13 protein-coding genes are annotated in these 21,287 nt (G+C 36.3%); 4 read left to right on the forward strand and 9 right to left on the reverse strand.

The window, feature by feature from the left end:
- Positions 1-247: 247 nt before the first annotated feature.
- Entirely contained in the window at positions 248-571 is a 324-nt protein-coding gene (locus ABD917_RS04130; protein WP_345118844.1) for an SH3 domain-containing protein, read from the reverse strand.
- A gap of 320 nt (positions 572-891) precedes the next feature.
- Between ABD917_RS04130 and greA the strand changes: the two genes are divergently transcribed.
- Together greA and ABD917_RS04140 are read left to right on the forward strand one after the other, a co-directional pair.
- On the forward strand, positions 892-1,365 hold the full coding sequence (gene greA, locus ABD917_RS04135; protein WP_208440456.1) for a transcription elongation factor GreA: 474 nt from the start codon (positions 892-894) through the stop codon (positions 1,363-1,365).
- Positions 1,366-1,371: 6 nt separating this feature from the next.
- Positions 1,372-2,430 carry a glycosyltransferase family 4 protein gene (locus ABD917_RS04140; RefSeq protein WP_345118845.1) on the forward strand — a complete coding sequence of 353 codons (1,059 nt, stop codon included), beginning with the start codon at positions 1,372-1,374 and terminating at the stop codon, positions 2,428-2,430.
- Positions 2,431-3,141: 711 nt separating this feature from the next.
- Here ABD917_RS04140 and ABD917_RS04145 read toward each other — a convergent pair.
- A complete protein-coding gene (locus ABD917_RS04145) occupies positions 3,142-4,536 on the reverse strand; it encodes a TrkH family potassium uptake protein (RefSeq protein ID WP_345118846.1) in 1,395 nt (464 codons plus the stop codon).
- Positions 4,537-4,846: 310 nt separating this feature from the next.
- Between ABD917_RS04145 and trxB the strand changes: the two genes are divergently transcribed.
- On the forward strand, positions 4,847-5,800 hold the full coding sequence (gene trxB, locus ABD917_RS04150; protein ID WP_345118847.1) for a thioredoxin-disulfide reductase: 954 nt from the start codon (positions 4,847-4,849) through the stop codon (positions 5,798-5,800).
- Between the two features lie 38 nt (positions 5,801-5,838).
- Positions 5,839-6,744, forward strand: a complete 906-nt coding sequence (locus ABD917_RS04155) for a LysR family transcriptional regulator (RefSeq protein ID WP_345118848.1) — start codon at positions 5,839-5,841, stop codon at positions 6,742-6,744.
- A 761-nt stretch (positions 6,745-7,505) separates the two neighbouring features.
- Here the strand turns inward: ABD917_RS04155 and ABD917_RS04160 are convergent.
- The 7 genes from ABD917_RS04160 to ABD917_RS04190 form a co-directional block, all read right to left on the reverse strand.
- Positions 7,506-8,708, reverse strand: a complete 1,203-nt coding sequence (locus ABD917_RS04160) for a pyridoxal phosphate-dependent aminotransferase (protein WP_345118849.1) — start codon at positions 8,706-8,708, stop codon at positions 7,506-7,508.
- Between the two features lie 980 nt (positions 8,709-9,688).
- Positions 9,689-9,898, reverse strand: coding sequence for a cold-shock protein (locus ABD917_RS04165; protein WP_142416370.1), 210 nt, complete (start codon positions 9,896-9,898; stop codon positions 9,689-9,691).
- Between the two features lie 625 nt (positions 9,899-10,523).
- Positions 10,524-14,009: a carbamoyl-phosphate synthase large subunit gene (gene carB / locus ABD917_RS04170; protein ID WP_345118850.1), complete on the reverse strand. Its 3,486-nt coding sequence runs from the start codon at positions 14,007-14,009 to the stop codon at positions 10,524-10,526.
- A gap of 591 nt (positions 14,010-14,600) precedes the next feature.
- Positions 14,601-15,440: a DUF1460 domain-containing protein gene (locus ABD917_RS04175; protein ID WP_345118939.1), complete on the reverse strand. Its 840-nt coding sequence runs from the start codon at positions 15,438-15,440 to the stop codon at positions 14,601-14,603.
- A gap of 1,057 nt (positions 15,441-16,497) precedes the next feature.
- Positions 16,498-17,694: a glutamine-hydrolyzing carbamoyl-phosphate synthase small subunit gene (gene carA, locus ABD917_RS04180; RefSeq protein ID WP_345118851.1), complete on the reverse strand. Its 1,197-nt coding sequence runs from the start codon at positions 17,692-17,694 to the stop codon at positions 16,498-16,500.
- 1,419 nt (positions 17,695-19,113) lie between these two features.
- Positions 19,114-19,629 (reverse strand): chorismate lyase, encoded by a 516-nt coding sequence (gene ubiC, locus ABD917_RS04185; RefSeq protein WP_345118852.1) that lies wholly within the window; start codon positions 19,627-19,629, stop codon positions 19,114-19,116.
- An 832-nt stretch (positions 19,630-20,461) separates the two neighbouring features.
- Positions 20,462-20,713, reverse strand: coding sequence for a GlsB/YeaQ/YmgE family stress response membrane protein (locus ABD917_RS04190; protein ID WP_345118853.1), 252 nt, complete (start codon positions 20,711-20,713; stop codon positions 20,462-20,464).
- Positions 20,714-21,287: the final 574 nt, after the last annotated feature.

Here is a 21,287-nt window from a genome sequence, read left to right on the forward strand (position 1 = left end):
ATCCTTTGATAGAAAAGTTTTCATAGTTTTAAAGGAATTCGCAAATTTTACAACTTAATCGCGATAACGGTAAAGTATTCCTAAGCAATTTTGTTTGAGTTCCTTGAATCTTTCATAGGATATTCATCAAGTTTTGAAGATGAAATACGCGTTTTAAATATTTTGCATGTGATAATATTAATGGTTTTTCATGTGCATTATTTCTTTTGCACTATGATGATGTTTGGCGGAAGTACTGGCTATATCACTATGGGTTGCTATGGAGTGTGCGCTTTTTGTTTGTTAGTGAAAACACTGTATAGGTTTGATAAAGATCATTGCCATTTTTAAATGAAAGATAATGAGATGATACCCAACCTGTTTGGGTATTATATTTAATATAGCACCATTTTTCTTTACAGGTTTGTACAAATACCAACTCTCCAGCACGAATTAAATCACGAACTGCATGCTTTGTACTTGGTCCTGTTCTCAAATTAAGATTTGTTATGACAAAGGCATCCGTGGCTCCAGATACGGTTGTGGCTAAAAAGAGAGGGCCAAACACAAAAAAAATTATCAACGTTTTCATTTTTCTGCAGAGGATTCCTTTAGAGATTTCCTTTTATTCTCTCTATATGAATTAAGTTATGATAAAACAGCAAGAAATACAATTAGTTCTTTTAAAAGGCTCTGAAGGGTGGTGGCGAAAGTTGATATTTGAGAGGTTAAAATATCTGTTGGTTCCAATATAAGTAGTGAATGCTTTATCTTCTTTTTTATTTTTATATGGAAAACAGAGATGCTGTACTATATAATGAAGAAGATTGTGGTTTTCGGATTCCAAAAGTCATTTTGGAAGCCGTTTTTTGTATTTTATTGAACCTTCCGTGTAACAGAAAGGGACGGATTATGGAAAAAGTTCCGATGACTACAGCTGGTTTTGAAAGTCTTAAAGAAGAGTTACGTTGGCGTCAACAGCAAGAACGTCCACGGATTATTGAAGCAATTTCTGAGGCGCGTGCCCATGGTGATTTGTCAGAAAATGCCGAATATCATGCTGCTAAAGAAGCGCAAAGTCATAATGAGGGGCGTATAAATGAGCTTGAAGATTATATTGCGCGGGCAGAAGTGATTAATGTTTCCCGTCTTTCCGGCGACAAAATTAAATTTGGAGCCACTATCAAACTTTTGGATGAAGATACTGAAGAGAAGAAAGTTTATCAGATCGTTGGTGATCAAGAAGCGGATGTAAAAACTGGTAAGATCTCTATTTCCTCGCCTATTGCACGTGCACTCATTGGTAAGCAAGAGGGGGATGTTATTGAAGTGAATGCACCAGGTGGTGCACATAATTACGAAATTATTGAGGTTCAATACATCTAAATTGTTATGCGTGTATCTTTGCAAGAAACGGAGGTTATTGCTCCTCACTTTAAAAAGCGTTTATCAGGAGTGACATCTACGGTTATTCAGCTTATTCCACTGCAACGAGAAAAAGGCATATATATCTCTACTTTCGGATTTGGATTACCAAAGAATTTACCAGCTCTTGCCTTTAAGGACCTTTTCGGGCTTTGGAAAAGCCCGAAGGACAGGCCGTTTCGTATTTGGCATGCACGACGCAATATTGAGATGCTTTGTGGCATTTTTTTGCGTGATGTGTTGCGAATGAAGCTTAAACTTGTCTTCACATCGGCTTCTCAGCGCCATCATAAATCTTTTACCAAGTGGTTGATTTGGCGTATGGATAGGGTGATTGCTACCAGTATCCGTACGGGAGCCTATCTAGAAGTACCTCATACAGTTATTATGCATGGAATTGATGTTAGGCGTTTTTCTCCACCAAAAGCCCTTGATGATTGCTTTTCTTCTACAGGGCTTCTTGGAAAATATGCGGTAGGGTGTTTTGGGCGTGTGCGTTATTTAAAGGGTACTGATTTGTTTGTCGAGGCAATGATAGCGTTGTTGCCACGTTATCCTGAGTGGACAGCACTTATTGCTGGTCGAACGACAGAACAACATTATAACTTTGAGAAAAAATTACGCCAAAAGATTGCAAAGGCGGGTTTGGATGGTCGCATTGTTTTTCTTGGTGAGTTACTCAATACACCTTTGTGGTACCGCCGTTTGTCGCTGTATGTAGCACCTTCTCGTACAGAAGGTTTTGGTTTAACACCCTTGGAAGCAATGGCATCACAGACGGCTGTGGTTGCAAGTGATGCGGGAGTTTATAAAGAATTGGTGGTGGAAGGAACAGGGACAGTTGTTCAAGCAGGGGATGGAGATGCTTTAACGGCAGCAATTGAACCTTATTTTGCTGATTTAGAAAAAACAATAACAGCAGGAGAAAAGGCTTTAGCACATGTTCGTACCCACTTTCCTTTGGAAAAAGAGGCTCAAGCCATTGGCAGCGTTTACGAGGAAATATTTGCGGAAAAAACGTCTTAAATATATTGGGAATTTGGTTTGAGAAGTGGAGTATATGCATGATATTTTTGTATGCTCTCATCATAAACGAACAAAGCTTTTGATAAAAGGCTTAGAAATTTATACTTCTTGAAGGGCGTGAGAGGTATCATAAAATTACAGAAGCGGGTTGATCATTTTTGATTTTAGAAATATTACATCAGACAAAAGAATGCTTTCATCTTTTTAAGTCTTAACAATTGTAGATATCTCTTGGTACTATTAGGTTTCTGTCGTTGCTTTTATGATAGCAACCTTATAAAAGAGAAGAATTTTTTGAAGCTGTTTGTGTTGTCTTAGGGGAGAGGGGATTATGTTTTGTTTCATAGATAAAAATTAATATCAGGGGGATTGTGATAAAAATATTTTTGCGCGAAATGATTTCGGGTTTTTTCTCGATTAAAAGCCATTGGTAAAATATACTGGAATGTTGTGTGAACTAGTCCCTTTTTGTTGTATAGAGGTTAATGAATAGGAATGTTATAAGATCGTAATGTGCTTTGAACGTTCTTGAGTGATACTTGAGAATTTATGTGATGCAGCTATTTAGAACGGTCTATGCACTAAGAAGAGCTTTTTAGGTTTTTCATTTCGTATTAGTTTTATATTGCTTGTATGGTTGCGTGTTTTAAAGCTCTTTAAGATTCTTTTATCTATTGAATCAGGGCTTCATTTTCTAATTGATGCTGTGCATTAAAATTGTTCACGCCAAAAAGCGGGGATAAAAAGTACAAATATCGTTATGATTTCAAGACGTCCAGCCAGCATCAGAAAACTTAAAATCCATAAAGCGTGATCATTGATTGTCGAAAAATTACCTGCGGGACCGATAATGTTGCCAAAACCTGGACCTATATTGGAAAGGGCGGTTAGGACTCCTGTAAAGGCAGTGGTAAAGTCAAGTCCGGTTGTGAGCAAAAGTGCAGTACCAATGAGAAGACAGAACATATAAAGGCAGACAAAAAATAACACTGCTTTGGCAACATCACTTGAGATGTTTAAATGATCGTAGCGCGCTTTTACAATAACATTGGGAAAAAGCAGTTTTTCTATATTTGTTTGTGTAATACGCCAAAGGATAATGAGGCGATTGATTTTCATTCCCCCAGAGGTAGAACCAGCACATCCGCCTGTAAAAGAAACAAGGAAAAAGATACCAAGCGCAAAAGGTCCCCAAAGTTGGTAATCTTCGGCGCTGTAACCAGTGGTACTAATGATGGATGTGAGATGAAAAATGACATCAAGAAAAATCGCATAAAAAGCACGATGATCATGAAATTTTAGCCATGCTGCTAAAGCAAAGCTGAAAAGAAAAACAATATAGAGAAAGACAATTATTTGCGAATCAATGAAGCGTTTAGAGCGGCCAGGAAGCACTAATTTAACATAAAGCACGAAGGGTAGTGCGGAGAGTAACATGAAAATTGTTGAAGTAATTAAGATGGCGGGTGTATCAGAAAAATAGCCAAAAGAAGCATCGTGGGTTGAAAAACCAGCTGTTGCTATCGTGCTCATTGCATGATTAATAGCATCAAATAAGCTCATACCAGAGGCAAAATAGGAGAGCATACAAGCCAATGTTAGTCCAACATAGGCTATGATAATTCCGTTAGCAATTTGGTTAATGCGAGGCAATATTTTTTCGGATTTATCTGATGATTCCATATGAAAAAGTTGTACTCCACCAACACGCAGTGAAGGCAACAGCAATAAGGCTAAACCGATAAAACCAATGCCTCCAATCCAGCATATGAGAGAGCGCCATAACAAAATACTTCGCGATAAATTGTCAAGACTAGTAAGTACTGTGGAGCCTGTGGTGGTAATTCCAGAGACAGATTCAAAAATTGCTCCTGCTAGGGAAATAGGAAGAGGTGAGAGGTAAAGAGGTAGAGCACCTACAACGCTTCCTGTTAGCCAAAGACAAACAGTGAGCATAAAACCAAGCCGTGCTGAAAAACGACAGGTCGCACCTCTCGTTGCTAAAAGAATCAGCGTTGCCAACATGGTGGTTATAGCACAAGAGTAGAGAAAGGTTATCCAATTACGGTTATTGTCATGCAAATCAACTAAAATCGGCAGAAGCATTGCTCCTCCCATAATCAGCGCAAAACGTGCACAAACATTGATAATAAATTGAAAAATGGTCGTCCCCTATCTTTCTATCATTTTTGGTTACAGTTTTATGCTCATAAGAATTTACCTTTCTTTACTTTATACGATAAAGATTAACTTCTATATTAAGCATGCTTTGGTAAATTGACAATTGAACTTTTTCAACAAACTTGAAAGGAAATACATATACACCATAATTTAGGCTGTTGAGAATTTTTTTTAAAGGCTGTATTCCATTATAATTTATAGAATAATCAAGTAACAAAAAGTATAAGGGGATTCTATGGTACAATCGCATATTCGCCTGCTTATTATTGGCTCGGGTCCAGCTGGTTATACAGCAGCGGTCTATGCGGCAAGAGCAATGCTCAAGCCTGTTTTGGTTACTGGCTTACAGCAAGGTGGGCAGTTGACGATTACAACGGATGTGGAAAACTATCCAGGTTTTGCTGATCCAATTCAAGGACCGTGGTTAATGGAACAAATGGCAAAACAAGCTGAAAATATGGGGACAAGAATTATTTATGATAGTATTACAAAGGCTGATTTATTAGAATATCCTTTTACTTTATATGGAGATTCCGGAACACAATATTGTTGTGACGCCCTCATTATCGCAACAGGGGCGCAGGCGCGTTGGCTTGGTTTGGAAAGTGAACAGACTTTTATGGGAGGGGGAGTTTCTGCTTGTGCTACATGTGATGGTTTTTTTTATCGTGGTAAAGATGTCATTGTTGTAGGAGGGGGAAATACAGCCGTTGAAGAAGCCCTTTATTTATCGCATTTGGCTAAAAGTGTAAGTGTGGTTCATCGGCGCGGTTATTTTAAGGCAGAAAAAATTTTACAAGATAGACTGTTTTCCCGCGATAATGTGCGCATTCTTTGGGATCATATAGTGGAAGAAATTGTTGGTTTGCCAGCTCAAGATTCAAAGGGAGCTGTTGTAACGGGTGCACGTCTTAAAAATGTTAAAACTGGTCAAGAAGTGAAGCTAAATGCGGAGGGAGTATTTATTGCCATTGGGCATGATCCCGCGGTTTCTTTGTTTGAAGGGCAACTGAAACAAAAAAGAGGTGGTTACTTGTGGACAGAGCCAGATTCAACAGCAACAAGCGTTGCTGGTGTTTTTGCTGCAGGTGATGTCACAGACGAGACATTCCGACAAGCTATAACTGCAGCGGGAAGGGGATGCATGGCGGCATTGGAAGCAGAACGTTTTTTAGATCTGCTAGCATGACATTTATTGAAATAAGTAAAAAAATGAGAGGTGAAATTGTGGCGTCACCATTGGATTGGGATAAGTTAAGGGTTTTTCATGCCGCCGCAGAAGCTGGTTCTTTTACCCATGCTGCTCAAAGGCTTCATTTATCTCAATCAGCAGTTTCACGACAAGTATCAGCTTTAGAGCAAGAGGTGGGAGTGCCCTTGTTTCAGCGTCATGCGCGTGGTTTGATTCTCACAGAGCAGGGTGAAATTCTTTATCGAACAACGCATGATGTTTTGATGAAACTTGAAAATGTCCGATCGCAGTTAAGTGAAAGTTGTGAAAAACCAACCGGCCATTTGCGTGTTACATCGACTTTCGGAATGGGAGCTGGGTGGATTGCAGAGCGTATGCCAGAATTCTTAAGTCTTTATCCTGATATGCGGATCCAGCTTTTGCTTTCTGATGAAGAACTTGATTTAACAATGCGTCATGCAGATTGTGCTATTCGTCTCCATCAACCTCAGCAGCCTGATCTTATACAAAGAAAATTATTTACAATTCATATGCATGTTTATGCTTCGGAAAACTATATCGCAAATTGTGGAAAACCAGAAAAATTATCTGAACTTGATGCACATCGTATTATTTCATTTGGTGAACCTGTTCCACATTATTTATCTGGTTTAAATTGGTTGGAAAAGGCTGGTAGAAATAATGGGTCTTTGCGTTCTTCAGTCTTAAGAATTAACAATATTATTTCAATCAAGAATGCGCTTATGCGTGATCTTGGTATTGCTGTGCTTCCTGATTATATTGTCAATAATGATGAACGTCTTGTTCGCCTTTTTCCTGATATGGTTGATATTCCTTCTTTTGATACCTTTTTTTGTTATCCTTATGCTTTAAAGAATTTGGCAAAGTTGAATGCTTTTCGAGATTATATCTTTTTAAAAGCGCGCCAGTGGTCTTTTTAATGAAGCACTCTTTAAGAGCTATGTTTATAATGCATAGCAGGTACGCGTAAGTCTTTATTGTGCTTTTTCTTATAAAATGAGATAGAGAATTATCTCTTGATTATGTTGCCTCCCATTGCATTTTCTTGAGTGTTCCCTTACGAAGATCTGTCAGATTGATTTTATCTCTGGGGATTTTCCAAACTTGCCGGACATTTGTCCGGCTTTTTTTTAGCTTCTGTTTAACAATACAGATATTTTGCAGGTTAAAAAAATCTCAAAGCTTTTTATGGATCTCCAACAGTAGGCACATTAAGATGTGATGAGGAATATTGAGACTGTCATGGCCATTTTAGAAGAGCAAAGGTTGGCTTGAAAGCGTGGTATTTGTAAGTATTCAATTCTCTTTAATATTATGAATTCATTGATAGGTGTAGACTTTACAGAGGTGTAAAAGCCTTGTGGTAGTCATTGAATGTAATCGTAAACTTCGACAAGAATTATTTCTTGATTATAGAGTTAAAATAGCCAATGCTTTCACTTTTCATGAGGGGAGAAGAAAATAGGAACAGGCTTTATAAGAGTATCATTTTTAGAATGATATTTGTTTCTATTTTATCTGTGTGAAGAGCTTCTTTATTCTGTTCTTGGCATAGGTTTCGGCATAGATGTTTTCTATAGAATCCATTTGTTTTTATTATAGCTCAACAGCTGAAAATCTTTCAGAAAGACTGATCGCCAACAAAATGGTAACAATAGACACAATAAACAATTGACGTATTTTAAAGCAAACTATTACAGAATCGTTGAATACGTGAGCAAGCTTCTTTTAGCAATTCTTCTGATGTTGCATAGGAAATACGAAAAGCGGGGCCAAGTCCAAAAGCAGAGCCATGGACGACAGCAATCGATTCTGCTTCTAAAAGCGCTATAACAAAGTCTTCATCATTTGTGATAACTTTACCTTCAGGTGTTTTTTTCCCGATAAGTTCTGTACAGGAAGGATACACATAAAATGCTCCTTCTGGTGTTGGACAATTAATGCCTAGAGCTTGATTTAACATGGAAACGACAAGATCACGACGTGTTTGAAAAGTACTTTTATTTTGAGCTATAAAGTCTTGTGGGCCATTGAGTGCTTCAACAGCTGCCCATTGAGAGATGGAACTTGTACCAGATGTTTGTTGACCTTGAATGGTATCCATGGCTTTAATTAACTTTTGTGGTCCTCCTGCATAACCAATTCGCCAACCCGTCATGGCATAAGCTTTAGAAACACCATTCATTGTGAGTGTACGCTCATAAAGTTTTGGTTCTACCTCTGCGGGAGTGACAAAGACAAAATCTTCATATGTTAGATGCTCATAGATATCATCGGTGAGAATATAAATATGAGGATATTTTACGAGAACATCCGTTAGCTTTTTTAATTCTTCATATGTATAGGCGGCACCTGATGGATTTGAAGGAGAGTTAAAGAGAAACCACTTGGTTCTTGGGGTAATGGCAGCTTCTAGTTCTTGTGGTTGAAGTTTATAAGAAAACTGGGCTTTTGTTTCTACAAAAACAGGCCTGCCTTCGTTGAGGGTGACCATCTCTGGATAACTGACCCAATAAGGAGATGGAATAATGACTTCATCCCCTTTGTTTAAAGTTGCCATTAATGCATTAAAAAGAATTTGTTTACCACCGGTACCAACAATAATTTGCTCTGGTTGATAAGTAAGATTATTTTCCCTTTTAAATTTTGCTGCAATTGCTTGACGCAATTCTGGAATACCAGATATAGGGGTATATTTTGTTTCCCCACGTCGAATAGCTTCAATAGCAGCATTTTTGATATTATCTGGTGTATCAAAGTCGGGTTCTCCAGCACTTAAAGCAATAACATCACGTCCTAACGCTTTTAAATTACGTGCTTTTTGGGAAACCGCAATTGTTGCAGAAGGTTTGATATGGGAGAGCCGATCGGCAATGAAAGCCATAATGTCAATCCTTATATGATATCAGCAAATGATTATTAATTCGAGGACATTCTATAAGAGATTACGTTGTATGCAATAAAAAAGTGCAGGAAAAATATTAGTCTTTATATAATTTAAGTAAAATTTAAATTGAAGGCGGATAGGTGATAATATTTTTATTTATAGAAAAGGAATATTATCAGAGAGAAACCTTATCTTAGGAAAAGAGATTGGCAAAAGAGTTATAGTTTATTGAAAGAATTTCTGTGATTGGTTAAAGATAGAGATCTTTCCATCATTTTATTGATAACGTTTATTATAAAAATAAGAACTTAATCATTGAATTTTTCTTCTTTTCATAGGTATTATATCCATAAATTTATGTATTTTCAGGTTAGACAAAGGGAATAGCATTAGATTTTAGGAGAATTTGCCAAAGAATTATGAATGTGAATTTATCAGGGATGAAGAAGATTTTTCCTGCTTTCTTTATTCGTTCTTATCCATACGCCAACTCTTCTGGTCATGTGCAGGAAAAAGTTTTTTGTTTCAATATAAAAGCAATTGAAATGGGAAATCTTATGATATTCAGGGCGGTTATTCACTTTGCAAAGCTATAATTATGCTTATGAAACAATATATTATCGCATAGAACAGTATTCTATCAAACATTTCTTTAATAAAATCAATAATTCAGATGCATTTTTGCGTTTCAAGAAAAAAATACTTCCTCTGTAGGATTCTTATACTATCTTGCAATTCTCTTTTGGCTTAAGGGGGCTGGTAGAGTTTGAAAAATTTTGGTTCAAGTAATCTGTGGTGTTTTTGGAGATTTTGCAAAAAGCCATTCGTGGTGATTGTAAAAGATTTAGAGGGAAGAGCAGGAGTATTTTAGCTTATTGTGCAAAGTAAAAAAAACAACACTTTTTTATAAAATATAAAAATAAAAAACTCGCCTCGGAAGGCGAGTTTTTTTATTGAACAAAGTAGAATTTCAAAAATTATAGCGCAGCAAGATTGCTAGCGGCAAATTTTCCAGAACGACGATCTTGAAGAACATCATAGGAAATTTTTTGCCCTTCGTTCAGATTGCTTAAACCAGAACGTTCAACAGCGGAAATGTGTACAAAGACATCTGCACTTCCATCACTAGGTTGAATGAATCCAAAACCTTTTGTTGTATTAAACCACTTAACTGTTCCTGTAGACATAGGAAACTCCTTAGAATATATAATTGTATTATGTATTGAAGTCACATATGTCCTTCAATACGGTTTTAGATCGAAATTAGGTGGGAGAAGTTTCGTCGAGAGTGCAGAATGCACAGGAAAGAAAGTCACATAACCGAAAGTTCGATGAACCTTAATATAAAGTCTTTAGGATAAAAAGCAAGCCTTAATCGATATTTTATGCAAATAAAAGGTTACCAGAGAATATAGAGGGAATATTCACGTGCTTGTTTTAAAGAGACATTAAGGTATCTAAGCCCATTTCACGATGCTATCTGTGAATGGTATAATGGTAAAACCTACCACCGTCTTTATATTTATGAAGGAGAGAGCTGATATCATCGTACTCTTTATTAGCTCCCAATGTTGCAATAGCTCTTGGTATCTGAAACGAGATTTATGAGAGGTGTTTTTATTTCTTATCTTTAAGAATTTTGATGCAGATGCTCATCCTATTTGTAATGTGCAAGAAAGTAATTTTGATTGATTCAACAGCGACAGATTCAAAATGAGAGAATCCTACGCTATTAGCTCTCTCATTCAAGTTAAAAGAAATGAATTACCATTACAAATCAATGTATTGCTTATTTTTACTATAGTAAAAAAATCAAGAGAAATAACTTTGCAGTGGGCGTACTTCCAAGCAATTGTTTTTAAGTGCTTTGATAGCTTCTACTACAGCTTGTGCTCCAGCTATTGTTGTATAATAGGGGACTTTTTGCATGAGTGCGGCATGGCGTAATGATTTGGAGTCTGAGATAGCACTAGGGGTGCTGGTTGTATTGAAAATTAATTGAATTTGTCGATTGCGAATAGCATCTTCAATATGAGGATGTCCTTCTAGAACTTTGTTAATTTTTTCTGCTTTAACATTATGTTCGACAAGAAATTTTTGAGTTCCACTTGTTGCTAAAACAGAAAAGCCAAGATTCGTTAAAAGTTTTACGGGATTTAAAATACGTTCTTTATCTTCATCTCTCACGGAAACGAATAACATTCCTTCCTTTGGAAGTTCAACACCGGCTCCAAGTTGGGCTTTAGCAAAAGCAAGAGCAAATTCATAATCAAGTCCCATAACCTCACCGGTTGAACGCATTTCTGGACCAAGAAGCGTATCGACACCTGAAAAACGCGCAAAAGGAAAAACAGCTTCTTTGACAGCAATATGTGGTTTTTGTTGAGGAGAAGGTAAGCCACCATAAGCTTCAAGAGCCTTTTGAAGAGTTTCTCCTGCCATAATACGGGCTGCTATTTTAGCAATGGGGCGACCAATGGTTTTTGCGACGAATGGAACAGTACGTGAAGCACGGGGATTAACTTCTAAGACGTAAATTGTGTCATCTTTAATGGCATATTGCACATTCATTAAGCCACGAACATGAAGTGCTTGAGCTAATGCTTTGGTTTGACGTTCTAATTCAATGACGATTTTATTTGAGAGCGTATGTACTGGTAAAGAACACGCCGAATCACCAGAATGGATACCGGCTTCTTCAATATGTTCCATAATGCCAACGACCCATGTTTCTTTTCCATCAGATAGGCAATCTACATCAACTTCAATGGCTTCGGTTAGGTAGGTATCAAATAAAAGCGGATTCTTATTAAGTAAGGTATTGATTTGTTCCGTTTTATCGTTTGGATAACGAGCTTTGATATCTTCTGAAACCAATTCGGTTACATTCTCAAGCAAATATTTTTGCAAACCACGTTCATCACGGATAATTTGCATAGCACGTCCTCCTAAAACATAAGAGGGGCGAACAACCAATGGAAAACCTAGTTCATGGGCGATGTTGTGTGCTTGTTCAATTGAATGTGCAATACCGTTTTTAGGTTGTGTTAAGTTAAGCTTGAATAACAGTTTCTGAAAGCGATCTCTATCTTCTGCTAAATCAATGGCGTCAGGTGAAGTGCCTAAGATGGAGATATTATGTTTTTCTAAGGCACTTGCTAACTTCAGTGGCGTTTGCCCACCAAATTGAACGATAACTCCAACCAATTCGCCTTTTTCCTGTTCTGTTTCTAAAATAGCAATAACATCTTCTGTTGTTAAAGATTCAAAATAAAGACGATCGGAGGTATCGTAGTCAGTCGAGACGGTTTCAGGATTACAATTAATCATAATAGCTTCAAAACCTGCCTCACGGAGTGCAAAAGCAGCATGGCAGCAACAATAATCAAATTCAATGCCTTGTCCAATACGGTTTGGTCCGCCACCTAAAATGGCAATTTTTTTGCGTTCAGAAACCTGTGCTTCTGAGTGCTCTATACCTGCAAAGGGAACTTCATACGTCGAATACATATAGGCTGTGGGAGAAGAAAATTCAGCCGCACAAGTGTCAATCCGTTTGAAAACATGGTTAACATTGAGCGCTTTACGTAAAGCTGCAATATCATTTGGTTCTTGTCCCGTAAGGGTGGCTAAACGCGCATCTGAAAACCCCATGGCTTTTAACATGCGTAGATTATTTGCATCTTTGGGCAATCCATAGGTGCGGATGCGCTGTTCCATTTCAACAATGGAGGCTATTTGCTCTAAAAACCATGGATCAACTTTGCTAATTTGATGAATTTCATTTAAGGGCAAGCCCGTGCGCATTGCTTGGGCAATGTAGCGCAGACGATCAGGACTGGGGATTGCAATGGCAGAGCGTATGGAACTCTTTTCATCACCTTCAGCATGTTCTGGAATGACAATTTCATCAAGACCGGTAAGACCCGTCTCAAGTCCACGGAGCGCTTTTTGCAGAGATTCCTGAAAAGTGCGTCCAATTGCCATTACTTCCCCTACAGATTTCATCGCAGTTGTTAAGATAGGAGATGAACTAGGAAATTTTTCAAAGGCAAAACGAGGAATCTTCGTAACAATATAGTCAATAGAAGGTTCAAAAGATGCTGGTGTTGCACCGCCCGTAATATCATTTTTTAATTCATCAAGTGTGTAGCCAATGGCTAGTTTCGCCGCTACCTTAGCAATGGGAAAACCAGTTGCTTTTGAAGCAAGCGCTGAAGAGCGGGAAACACGAGGGTTCATTTCAATAACAATAAGGCGGCCATTTTCAGGATTAACAGCAAACTGTACATTAGACCCGCCCGTTTCAACACCAATTTCACGCAGAACGGCAATGGAAGCATTGCGCATAGATTGATATTCTTTATCCGTTAAGGTGAGGGCAGGGGCTACAGTGATCGAATCACCAGTGTGAACACCCATAGGATCAATATTTTCAATGGAACAAACAATAATACAGTTGTCGTTCTTATCGCGAACAACTTCCATCTCATATTCTTTCCATCCCAAAACACTTTCTTCAATTAAAACTTCTGTGGTAGGTGAAGCTTCAAGTCCTCGTTCAATGATTTCATAAAATTCAGAGCGGTTGTAAGCAATACCACCACCAGTACCACCAAGAGTGAATGAAGGACGAATAATCGCTGGAAGACCAACAATATCAAGCGCTTGAACTGCCTTTGCCGTTGCATGTGCGATATAATGTTGTTTACGATCAGCCTCTGTTTGTCGCCAATCCCGCTCAAGCTCTTCTAGTGCTTGATCAAGTGCATCACCAGACAGTTTTTCTTTAAGTTCATCGCGCGCCTTTGCATGTAGTTGGCGATTTTCTTCTTTAAGTTCCGTTGCATTGGCTAACATAGAACGTGGCGTTTCTAAACCAATTTTTTCCATCGCTTGGCGAAATAAAGCACGATCTTCTGCTTTATCAATTGCATCAGCGTTTGCCCCTATCATTTCAACATGATAGCGGTCTAAAATTCCCATACGCTTTAATGATAAAGCAGTATTAAGGGCCGTTTGTCCTCCCATGGTCGGTAAAAGGGCATCGGGACGTTCTCGAGCAATAATTTGTGCAACAATTTCAGGAGTAATGGGTTCAATATAAGTTGCATCAGCTAAATCTGGATCTGTCATAATGGTAGAAGGATTAGAGTTAACTAAAATAATTTTGTAACCTTCCTCTTTTAACGCCTTACAGGCTTGTGTGCCTGAATAGTCAAATTCACATGCCTGTCCAATAACAATAGGTCCTGCTCCAATGATAAGAATAGATTTTATATCTGTACGTTTTGGCATGGTTTTTTCCTATGATAAATATCCGTATGCGGTTGCGGCAGACAGTTAAATTTTAAGGCTAAAATAGTTTTATAGGTGAAGTGACAAAGAAAGTAAGTACTAAAATGTCTTTTCCATGTTTTTTTTCTCATAGAGTTGGAGATTAATAGCTTCTTTACAGGATGATCAACTTTATATGAGTAGTAAGAGTATAAGCTTTTTTAAAACTATGATATAGAGAAAATATTAAATATTAAAGGAAAATTTATAATGAAATATAATTAAGTTGTTATATGATAGTAGAACTTAATATAATAAAACTTTTACACTATACAATGCAATAAATATAACTTATTTAATTTTGACTTAAATATTTATAATTATGATTTGATATTTTGTGATAAATTATAATTTTAAAGTATTATTTGTAAATTTATATGCTCTTTATAAGCATAATTATTAATATTATGATTGAAAACTAATAATAAATTACTATTTTATCAATACGGATATAATTAAAAAATATTTTATTTGTATAAATTACACAAGTTTTACTATTTAACTTAATAATTTCAGTACAGTTATTGGCAATAATAGGGAATGCTTTACAGATTATTGGAGAGCTCTTAAAACGATAATTCCTGGTGTTTTTGCGACATAATCCATAAAAGGCGAGTCAATCACCTTTTTATTCTCTTTTCGTGAGGAAGCATTCCGTAACATAGGGCCATGATCTGTCATGATAAAGAAACCTACATGCGTTACATCTAATCCAGAGAGTTCGGTGTAAATACCAATGAAATCACCCGTTTGTAAATGGCTTATAACCTCTTCATCAATAAAGTTGCTTGGGATATAGGTTATATTGCGTTTAACAATGGGAAGTCCGAGAAGATAGTTTCCACCATCAGCTTTTTTATTGAGATATTTTTCAGTGCTAACTGCGTTAGGGCTTATTTGGGCAGTAATGTCAGTGGCGAGTTTATATTCTCTATAAGCCCAGTCAGTAAAAAAATGTTTCCGATTTAAAAAACTAATGTTACCATCAACATAACGTGTTCGTATGACATTATTTATGAATTCTGTTTGTGATGTTGATTTCTGTAACGCTTCAACATAGTCCAGATAAGTGAAGCAATCTAAACCTCTAAAGTCAATAATCAGTTTTTCCGGTGTATTTTCTGAGCCATGTAACATGTTTGCCTGATATGGTGTTCCTAAAAAGGTTTCAGAAAGTGAGCCAATCATTTCACCTCTTTCTTGGTGGTTTGCTTGTGAGCGTTTTTTGAGAAGCTCATTTAGTTTCTCTAAAGTATACGAGTCCAAGTCTACTCTGGTCTTTTGTTGTGTCTCCACTTTATTTTCTGCAATATCTTTATTCGTATCAGAAACTTGAATATCACATCCGGTAGCCAAGATTAAGATTGAAACTAATAGGAATATTTTTCGTATTTTATGCATCATTTTTGAATTAATAGCTTACCAGCTCGTCGTTATGGAAAGTGATGTTTCCTTATGTTGATCATAATTATCATGAGATTCATGATAGCATATAATAACTTCAATTATAGTATAAATATGATCACGGTGCTTGAGAGTACACAATTTGCATATGATCTAATTATGTTTCTGTGATATGTTTTGTTTTTGAAGAAAAATACTTATGCGTATGAAATAAAAATTTTCATTACTTTTATATAAATTTACATTTATATACAAAATTTTGTGTTGTGTTTGAAGTGTGACGAGCTTTTTGAGATGACAAATTGTTTTTACAATGCATTCTTTAACTTTAGAGCATTTTCATGGATGGAGAAATCGCACGAAGAGATTTCAGTTTTTATAGATGATAAGCTAATCTCTAACATTTAGCTATGCTTCTTGAAAGTGGCAATATTGGCAAGAGAAATGTGGCTCATCTGCTGCTTTAACAGCTTCAGCTTTGCAATGGATCATCTACCGTCTTATAATGTTTTAAGTATGAAAAATTCTGTCTTTTTATTGAGATTTTTCATGCTTTATCTGCACAATGTTTGTTTGCATAAGACAAAAAATAATTTCTATGCTGTTATATGAAGAGATCTGATAGAATAGAGTTTTTCTATAGGGAACGGGGCTCTTTTGATATTAAATGTGCAAATTTTTTAGGTGCTTTTTTACTACTAAGGCAATATCCAACTATTTCTTGGTGTTGTTAGTCTTTTTCTTTATTGGTTTTCTGAAACTGTATGGTTCAGTATTTGGACATTCATTGCGAAAAATTGTTAAGATTGGAGTGCGTTGTCTGTTGGAATGTCTGTAGTAGACTACACAACATTGACTTATAAAGATAATTCATTGTTTTATATGTTGAATGAGAGCTTCCAATATCGTAAAGTTTTCTCATTTCAAATCTTTCCTATGTTGAAGCAATCAAAATCACTTTCTTGTGCGGCATGAGCGGAGCTGGCATGTGGCTAGCAAGAAAATACAATTTGAGGTAAAAAATCTAAGGGGGTCAATATTTCCATTAAGCTATTTTTTTATAGTCCATAATAAGATCACAGAAATGTTGAAAGAGATAGTGGCTGTCTTGGGGACCAGGAGAAGCTTCTGGGTGGTATTGAACAGAAAAAACCGGTTTTCCAATGATTCGAATGCCACAGTTTGAACCATCAAAAAGGGAAATATGTGTTTCTTGAACATGTTGCGGTAAAGATGTCGCGTCTACAGCAAAACCATGGTTCATTGAGACAATTTCAACCTTTCCAGTGTTAAGATCTTTAACAGGATGATTGGCACCATGATGCCCTTGGTGCATTTTTACAGTTTTTGCACCAACCGTGAGAGCAAGAAGTTGATGCCCAAGACATATACCGAACAGTGGTAGATTGCGGTCAATCAATGTTTTAATTGTTGGAATAGCGTATTGTGCTGTAGCAGCTGGGTCACCTGGTCCATTGGAAAGAAAAATACCATCAGGCTTCATTGTTAGAATTTCTTCTGCACTTGTTTGTGCGGGCACAACAGTAACACGTGCATTTTGTGTCGCCATAAGACGCAGAATATTACGTTTAATACCATAATCGATGGCAACGATGTGAAGATTATGTACAGTATTTGTACTATATCCTTTATTCCATACCCATGGTTTTTCATCCCATTGCCTTAATGATATGGATGTAACTTCTTTTGTAAGGTCGAGATTGACAAGACCAGACCATTTTTTTGCGCGCTTGTGCAAAGAAGGAATATCAAAACTCCCTTCAGGATTATGTGCAATAACAGCATTTTGCGCACCTTTTTCACGAATAAGAATGGTTAGTGCGCGTGTATCAATACCACAAAGTGCAACAATTTTACGCGCTTTGAGCCATTTATTAAAGTCTTCATTGGCACGGTAGTTAGAGGGGTGGGTAATATCTGCCTTAAAAATGGCACCAACCGCACCATGACAGTTGGGAGGAGTGAGATCCTCAATATCTTCACTATTTGTTCCGACATTTCCTATATGAGGGAAGGTGAAATTAATGATTTGTTGCGTATAGGATGGATCTGTGAGGATTTCTTCATAGCCTGTTATAGCGGTGTTAAAACATACCTCACCTTCAGCAATACCTATAGCACCTGCTCCTTTACCTTCAATAACAGTTCCATCGGCTAATACTAAGAGGGCTGTAGGTTTGTTTACACTCCAAGGATTAAGAGATGTGACAGTTTGCGCCATAGTATGCATCCATAATTTATTTTCTGAAAGGTATAATGATCAACGTTACATAAAAAGCACAACCATAACAACTGTTGTGTATATTATTCTTGAGTGTTCTACTTAGAACAGAGAGTATAGGTATATTCTTTCAAGAGGTAAAGTCCTGTTTTAGATTTTCCAAGGCTTGGATGCTCATTATTTTTTTATGCATTGTAAGGCATATGAAAATTGGTTGGGGGGTGTTTATCTTTTTGAATAATCTTTGATGATAAATTTATGTTGAATAATACAATTGGTACAGTATTCAAAATGCTTTGAGTGCTTAAGGTGATGCATCTTTTGCTAACATTGTTTTATGTATGCTGTGGTGAGAGATTATAATATTAATCGTGGGAAAGGAAATCTAGAAGTGGATAATCATTCGATACCATTTGTTTGGGCTGAAATGTTTGAATAATGCGAGGGAGAAAGGTACATTTATAAAAATCTTGTTACTTCAAATTGGTAGAGAAAAATACGCGGAAATGAAAATTATAGGTGTATTCCCTCTGTATGAATTTGAAGAAAGCAAAATTTCCTGAGTAATTTGTGAAGTTTTGTTATGGATAATAGCCGAAGAAAAGCTCTGTGTTATCGGTAGAACTGTAGTATGATTCTAGAAGCGTTATGGGGAGCAGATAAGTTTTTCTGAAGTGTATAATAGTGTTGTAAAAATTAAAGATAAATCTTATCAATTTACGAAGAAGATTGGATTGGTGTGTGCTTTTTATTCCCAGCAGTTTGTTTCGTGTAGAGAACGTATGAAGAATATATTGATACGCAACATTCTTCCATAAAAATTATCACGAAGAATTGTTTTGAAATAAACAAGTTTGTATTTCTTTTTACTGATAGGAGAGAAAGAACGCCTTTTTCTATAGAGATTCTATTTTCCTTTATAGTATTTAATTTCATCACAAGGATTAAGAAGTGTTTTCACTTTTTACAAAGTTTTTATTATCTTTAATACAGAAGCTTTTGGAGAAAATAAGCTATTTAGAACAAAGATTTCATATATGTGTTTGGTTTGGTGGGGGAGGGATGTGTTGTTGCTTTTTGGAATATTTTAGAGATTTTTTTGTTGAGGGATACTGCATTTGAAAAGGAAATGATTCTTTCATATGTTATTTAAATACAGGTGCTCTATTCACAGCTAATAAAGGGTGCGTTTGCGTTGTGTTTTGGTGATTATGATGAAGTAAGAAAATTTTTAAAAACACTTGTTTTTTAAGCTGCAATTATTTTTGTGTTAAGATGATTCAAACAGCATCGCAAAAATGAAATCCTTATTGGTAATATGCTGTTCAAACAAGTTGAAAAATGCGCTTCTCCTTTCTTAAACAAGGCATGTAAAATCAATAAATTGAGCATGGTAAAGAAGGGTGGTACTTGCTATATTTATATAGGATTTGGTATGTAGAGTGGTGAAGCTGTTAAAAACAGTTCGGTAAGTAACAATGGTTTGTCTGTTAATCGCAAGCGAGAGCGGCGTGCCCAGAGTGTCCCTTGTTGGCCGATGTGAATGTAATCGCGGGTCAATTTGCCACTGTTAAATAAATAATACCCTAATGGTGTCGTGCCCAAATGCAGCAGTTCTTGGTTTTGTTCGAGGAGGGTTTCTTGGGGGATTACAGTACGACCAAGAAGCCAAGGTTGATTATCTCCCATCAATATGATTTCACGTAGCCAGTAACGTGCACTCAGAGGCAAATGCTCTGCCTCATCTTGCAATTTATCTCGCGTGATAAAACACTCACGTTGTGGTTCAATACGTATGTTGGTACAGTGTTTTTTTAATCGAAGTGTCATCGAACCAAGCTCCATGAGCCAGTTACGGATATTTTCTGGTACAAGAGGATCTTGATCAGAGAGCCATTTTAGAGGTGGGATGATGGAATCTCTCAAATTAGACATTTCTTCACTCCACATCTCAAATTGTATTTCGTATGATATTACACTAGGATGATATAAACAGATGTTTTCCATTGTAATGTGAAAATGCTAAAGCAGCAAGATTTTAAGCGAGAAGAGAAAAGAAAAATTTCAGCAAGGGATATTAGAAAAGATATTTTATGAAAGTATGTTGTAGACGGAATTTTAATATCTATAATGCGTGAAACCGAGAAGATAAGAACAAAGAAAATGAAAGGAAAATGAGAAGGATATCCTCTTTATACTCTTAGTTTTATTTCCATTGATATTAGGAAAAGTTTCCTTATTATTTACAAAATTCAAAAAAATTATTTTAGTTTTCTGATAAAATGATTGCGTTGGTGGAATGCAGAGAAGTTAGATGTTATGCTATAGGTCTTTGGAGCATCGTGGTTATTTTTTATAATTAATGATGAAACGATTGCGCTCGTTTTATAGTAAGATAATTGAAGCTTTCATAGTGGTTGGTATATTTACTTAGCAAAATTTTAAACCTCGATAAGCTATTGAGGCAATCAGATATTAAAACAATGAGATATTAAAAACAGATATGTGCATTGTGAAGAAATTATGCCAATATTACCACATAAATAATGGCAGTGTTCTTCACACTGTAAATGGGCTGTAGAGTATATTGGTTAGGGATGTTGTGTTGTAAAAACTGTGTTGTTTTTCGCTTAACAACATCATGATGGCGATGCAAAAGAGCGCAGCTTAAGCATCTAACCACCACTTCCCCTCGCTATAACTTTTTAAGTTATTGCGGAAATATTTTAACTATTTTGTTTTGCACCAAAAGGCACTTAAAAATGCCTTATGATCGAATTTGTTGTCCTATCCATATCAGAATGCAGGCTCCTATAAAACCTGAAATAAGATAGCCAAACCAACCTGCAAAGCTTACTCCTAAAAGACCAAAAAGAAAACTCGCTAATGCGGCACCAATAATTCCTAAAATAATATTTAGGAACACTCCCGTTTGGCTTTTCATAAGATATTGTGCAGCCCACCCCGCTAGGCCGCCGATAATAATAGCTGCAATCCAGCCAATATTCGCGTCTTCCATTATACCCTCCTTTGTCTAAATCTAGACTGTTAGTTCTAATTAGAGTAAGCTTTGCGAAGTTCAAGACTCCCTCTTTGCTTGATGAGGGGATATTTCTCTGGAAATTTTGTTATACTTTTTCTTTACTGTTTTTCAACTCACATGAATATCTTGTGCGTAAAATGTTATCTCTATGGCATAAATACAGATTATTTTTATCATAATACTAAAAATTGCTGAAATTAGCAATTATTTTATATAAAATAATATCTATAACAGTATTTTACCAGTATTCGGTCTATATTAGTTAGGATGTTTCTTGATGATTTTTACTACTCGTTTTGTAGAAAATGAAAATAGGCTAGCTTAAGGAATACACAAAATAGATGTATCATAAGATATTGATAATATAAAAGTAAATCATGCTTAAGACTTTTAAACGATATGATTATTTTATTCTTTATAAAACACTACGGAGGCTGAACTTCTCAAAATATTGATATCAGCATTGCAATTTTATAGACGATTGTAGTTTTGTAGGCTTTTTCATTGATAATGATACTATGAAGTGATGCGTTTTTTACAAAAGCATTTG

This window comes from Bartonella pachyuromydis (assembly GCF_039543065.1).
GTDB classification, from domain to species: Bacteria; Pseudomonadota; Alphaproteobacteria; order Rhizobiales; family Rhizobiaceae; genus Bartonella; species Bartonella pachyuromydis.

What these genes read in the sequence shown, in the direction of transcription:
- ABD917_RS04190 (WP_345118853.1), bottom strand. Translation starts at nt 20,713, where the DNA reads ATGGAAGACGCGAATATTGGCTGGATTGCAGCTATTATTATCGGCGGC.
- ABD917_RS04130 (WP_345118844.1), bottom strand. Translation starts at nt 571, where the DNA reads ATGAAAACGTTGATAATTTTTTTTGTGTTTGGCCCTCTCTTTTTAGCC.
- ABD917_RS04165 (WP_142416370.1), bottom strand. Translation starts at nt 9,898, where the DNA reads ATGTCTACAGGAACAGTTAAGTGGTTTAATACAACAAAAGGTTTTGGA.
- ABD917_RS04145 (WP_345118846.1), bottom strand. Translation starts at nt 4,536, where the DNA reads ATGCTTCTGCCGATTTTAGTTGATTTGCATGACAATAACCGTAATTGG.
- ubiC (WP_345118852.1), bottom strand. Translation starts at nt 19,629, where the DNA reads ATGTCTAATTTGAGAGATTCCATCATCCCACCTCTAAAATGGCTCTCT.
- ABD917_RS04140 (WP_345118845.1), top strand. Translation starts at nt 1,372, where the DNA reads ATGCGTGTATCTTTGCAAGAAACGGAGGTTATTGCTCCTCACTTTAAA.
- greA (WP_208440456.1), top strand. Translation starts at nt 892, where the DNA reads ATGGAAAAAGTTCCGATGACTACAGCTGGTTTTGAAAGTCTTAAAGAA.
- carA (WP_345118851.1), bottom strand. Translation starts at nt 17,694, where the DNA reads ATGGCGCAAACTGTCACATCTCTTAATCCTTGGAGTGTAAACAAACCT.
- ABD917_RS04160 (WP_345118849.1), bottom strand. Translation starts at nt 8,708, where the DNA reads ATGGCTTTCATTGCCGATCGGCTCTCCCATATCAAACCTTCTGCAACA.
- carB (WP_345118850.1), bottom strand. Translation starts at nt 14,009, where the DNA reads ATGCCAAAACGTACAGATATAAAATCTATTCTTATCATTGGAGCAGGA.
- trxB (WP_345118847.1), top strand. Translation starts at nt 4,847, where the DNA reads ATGGTACAATCGCATATTCGCCTGCTTATTATTGGCTCGGGTCCAGCT.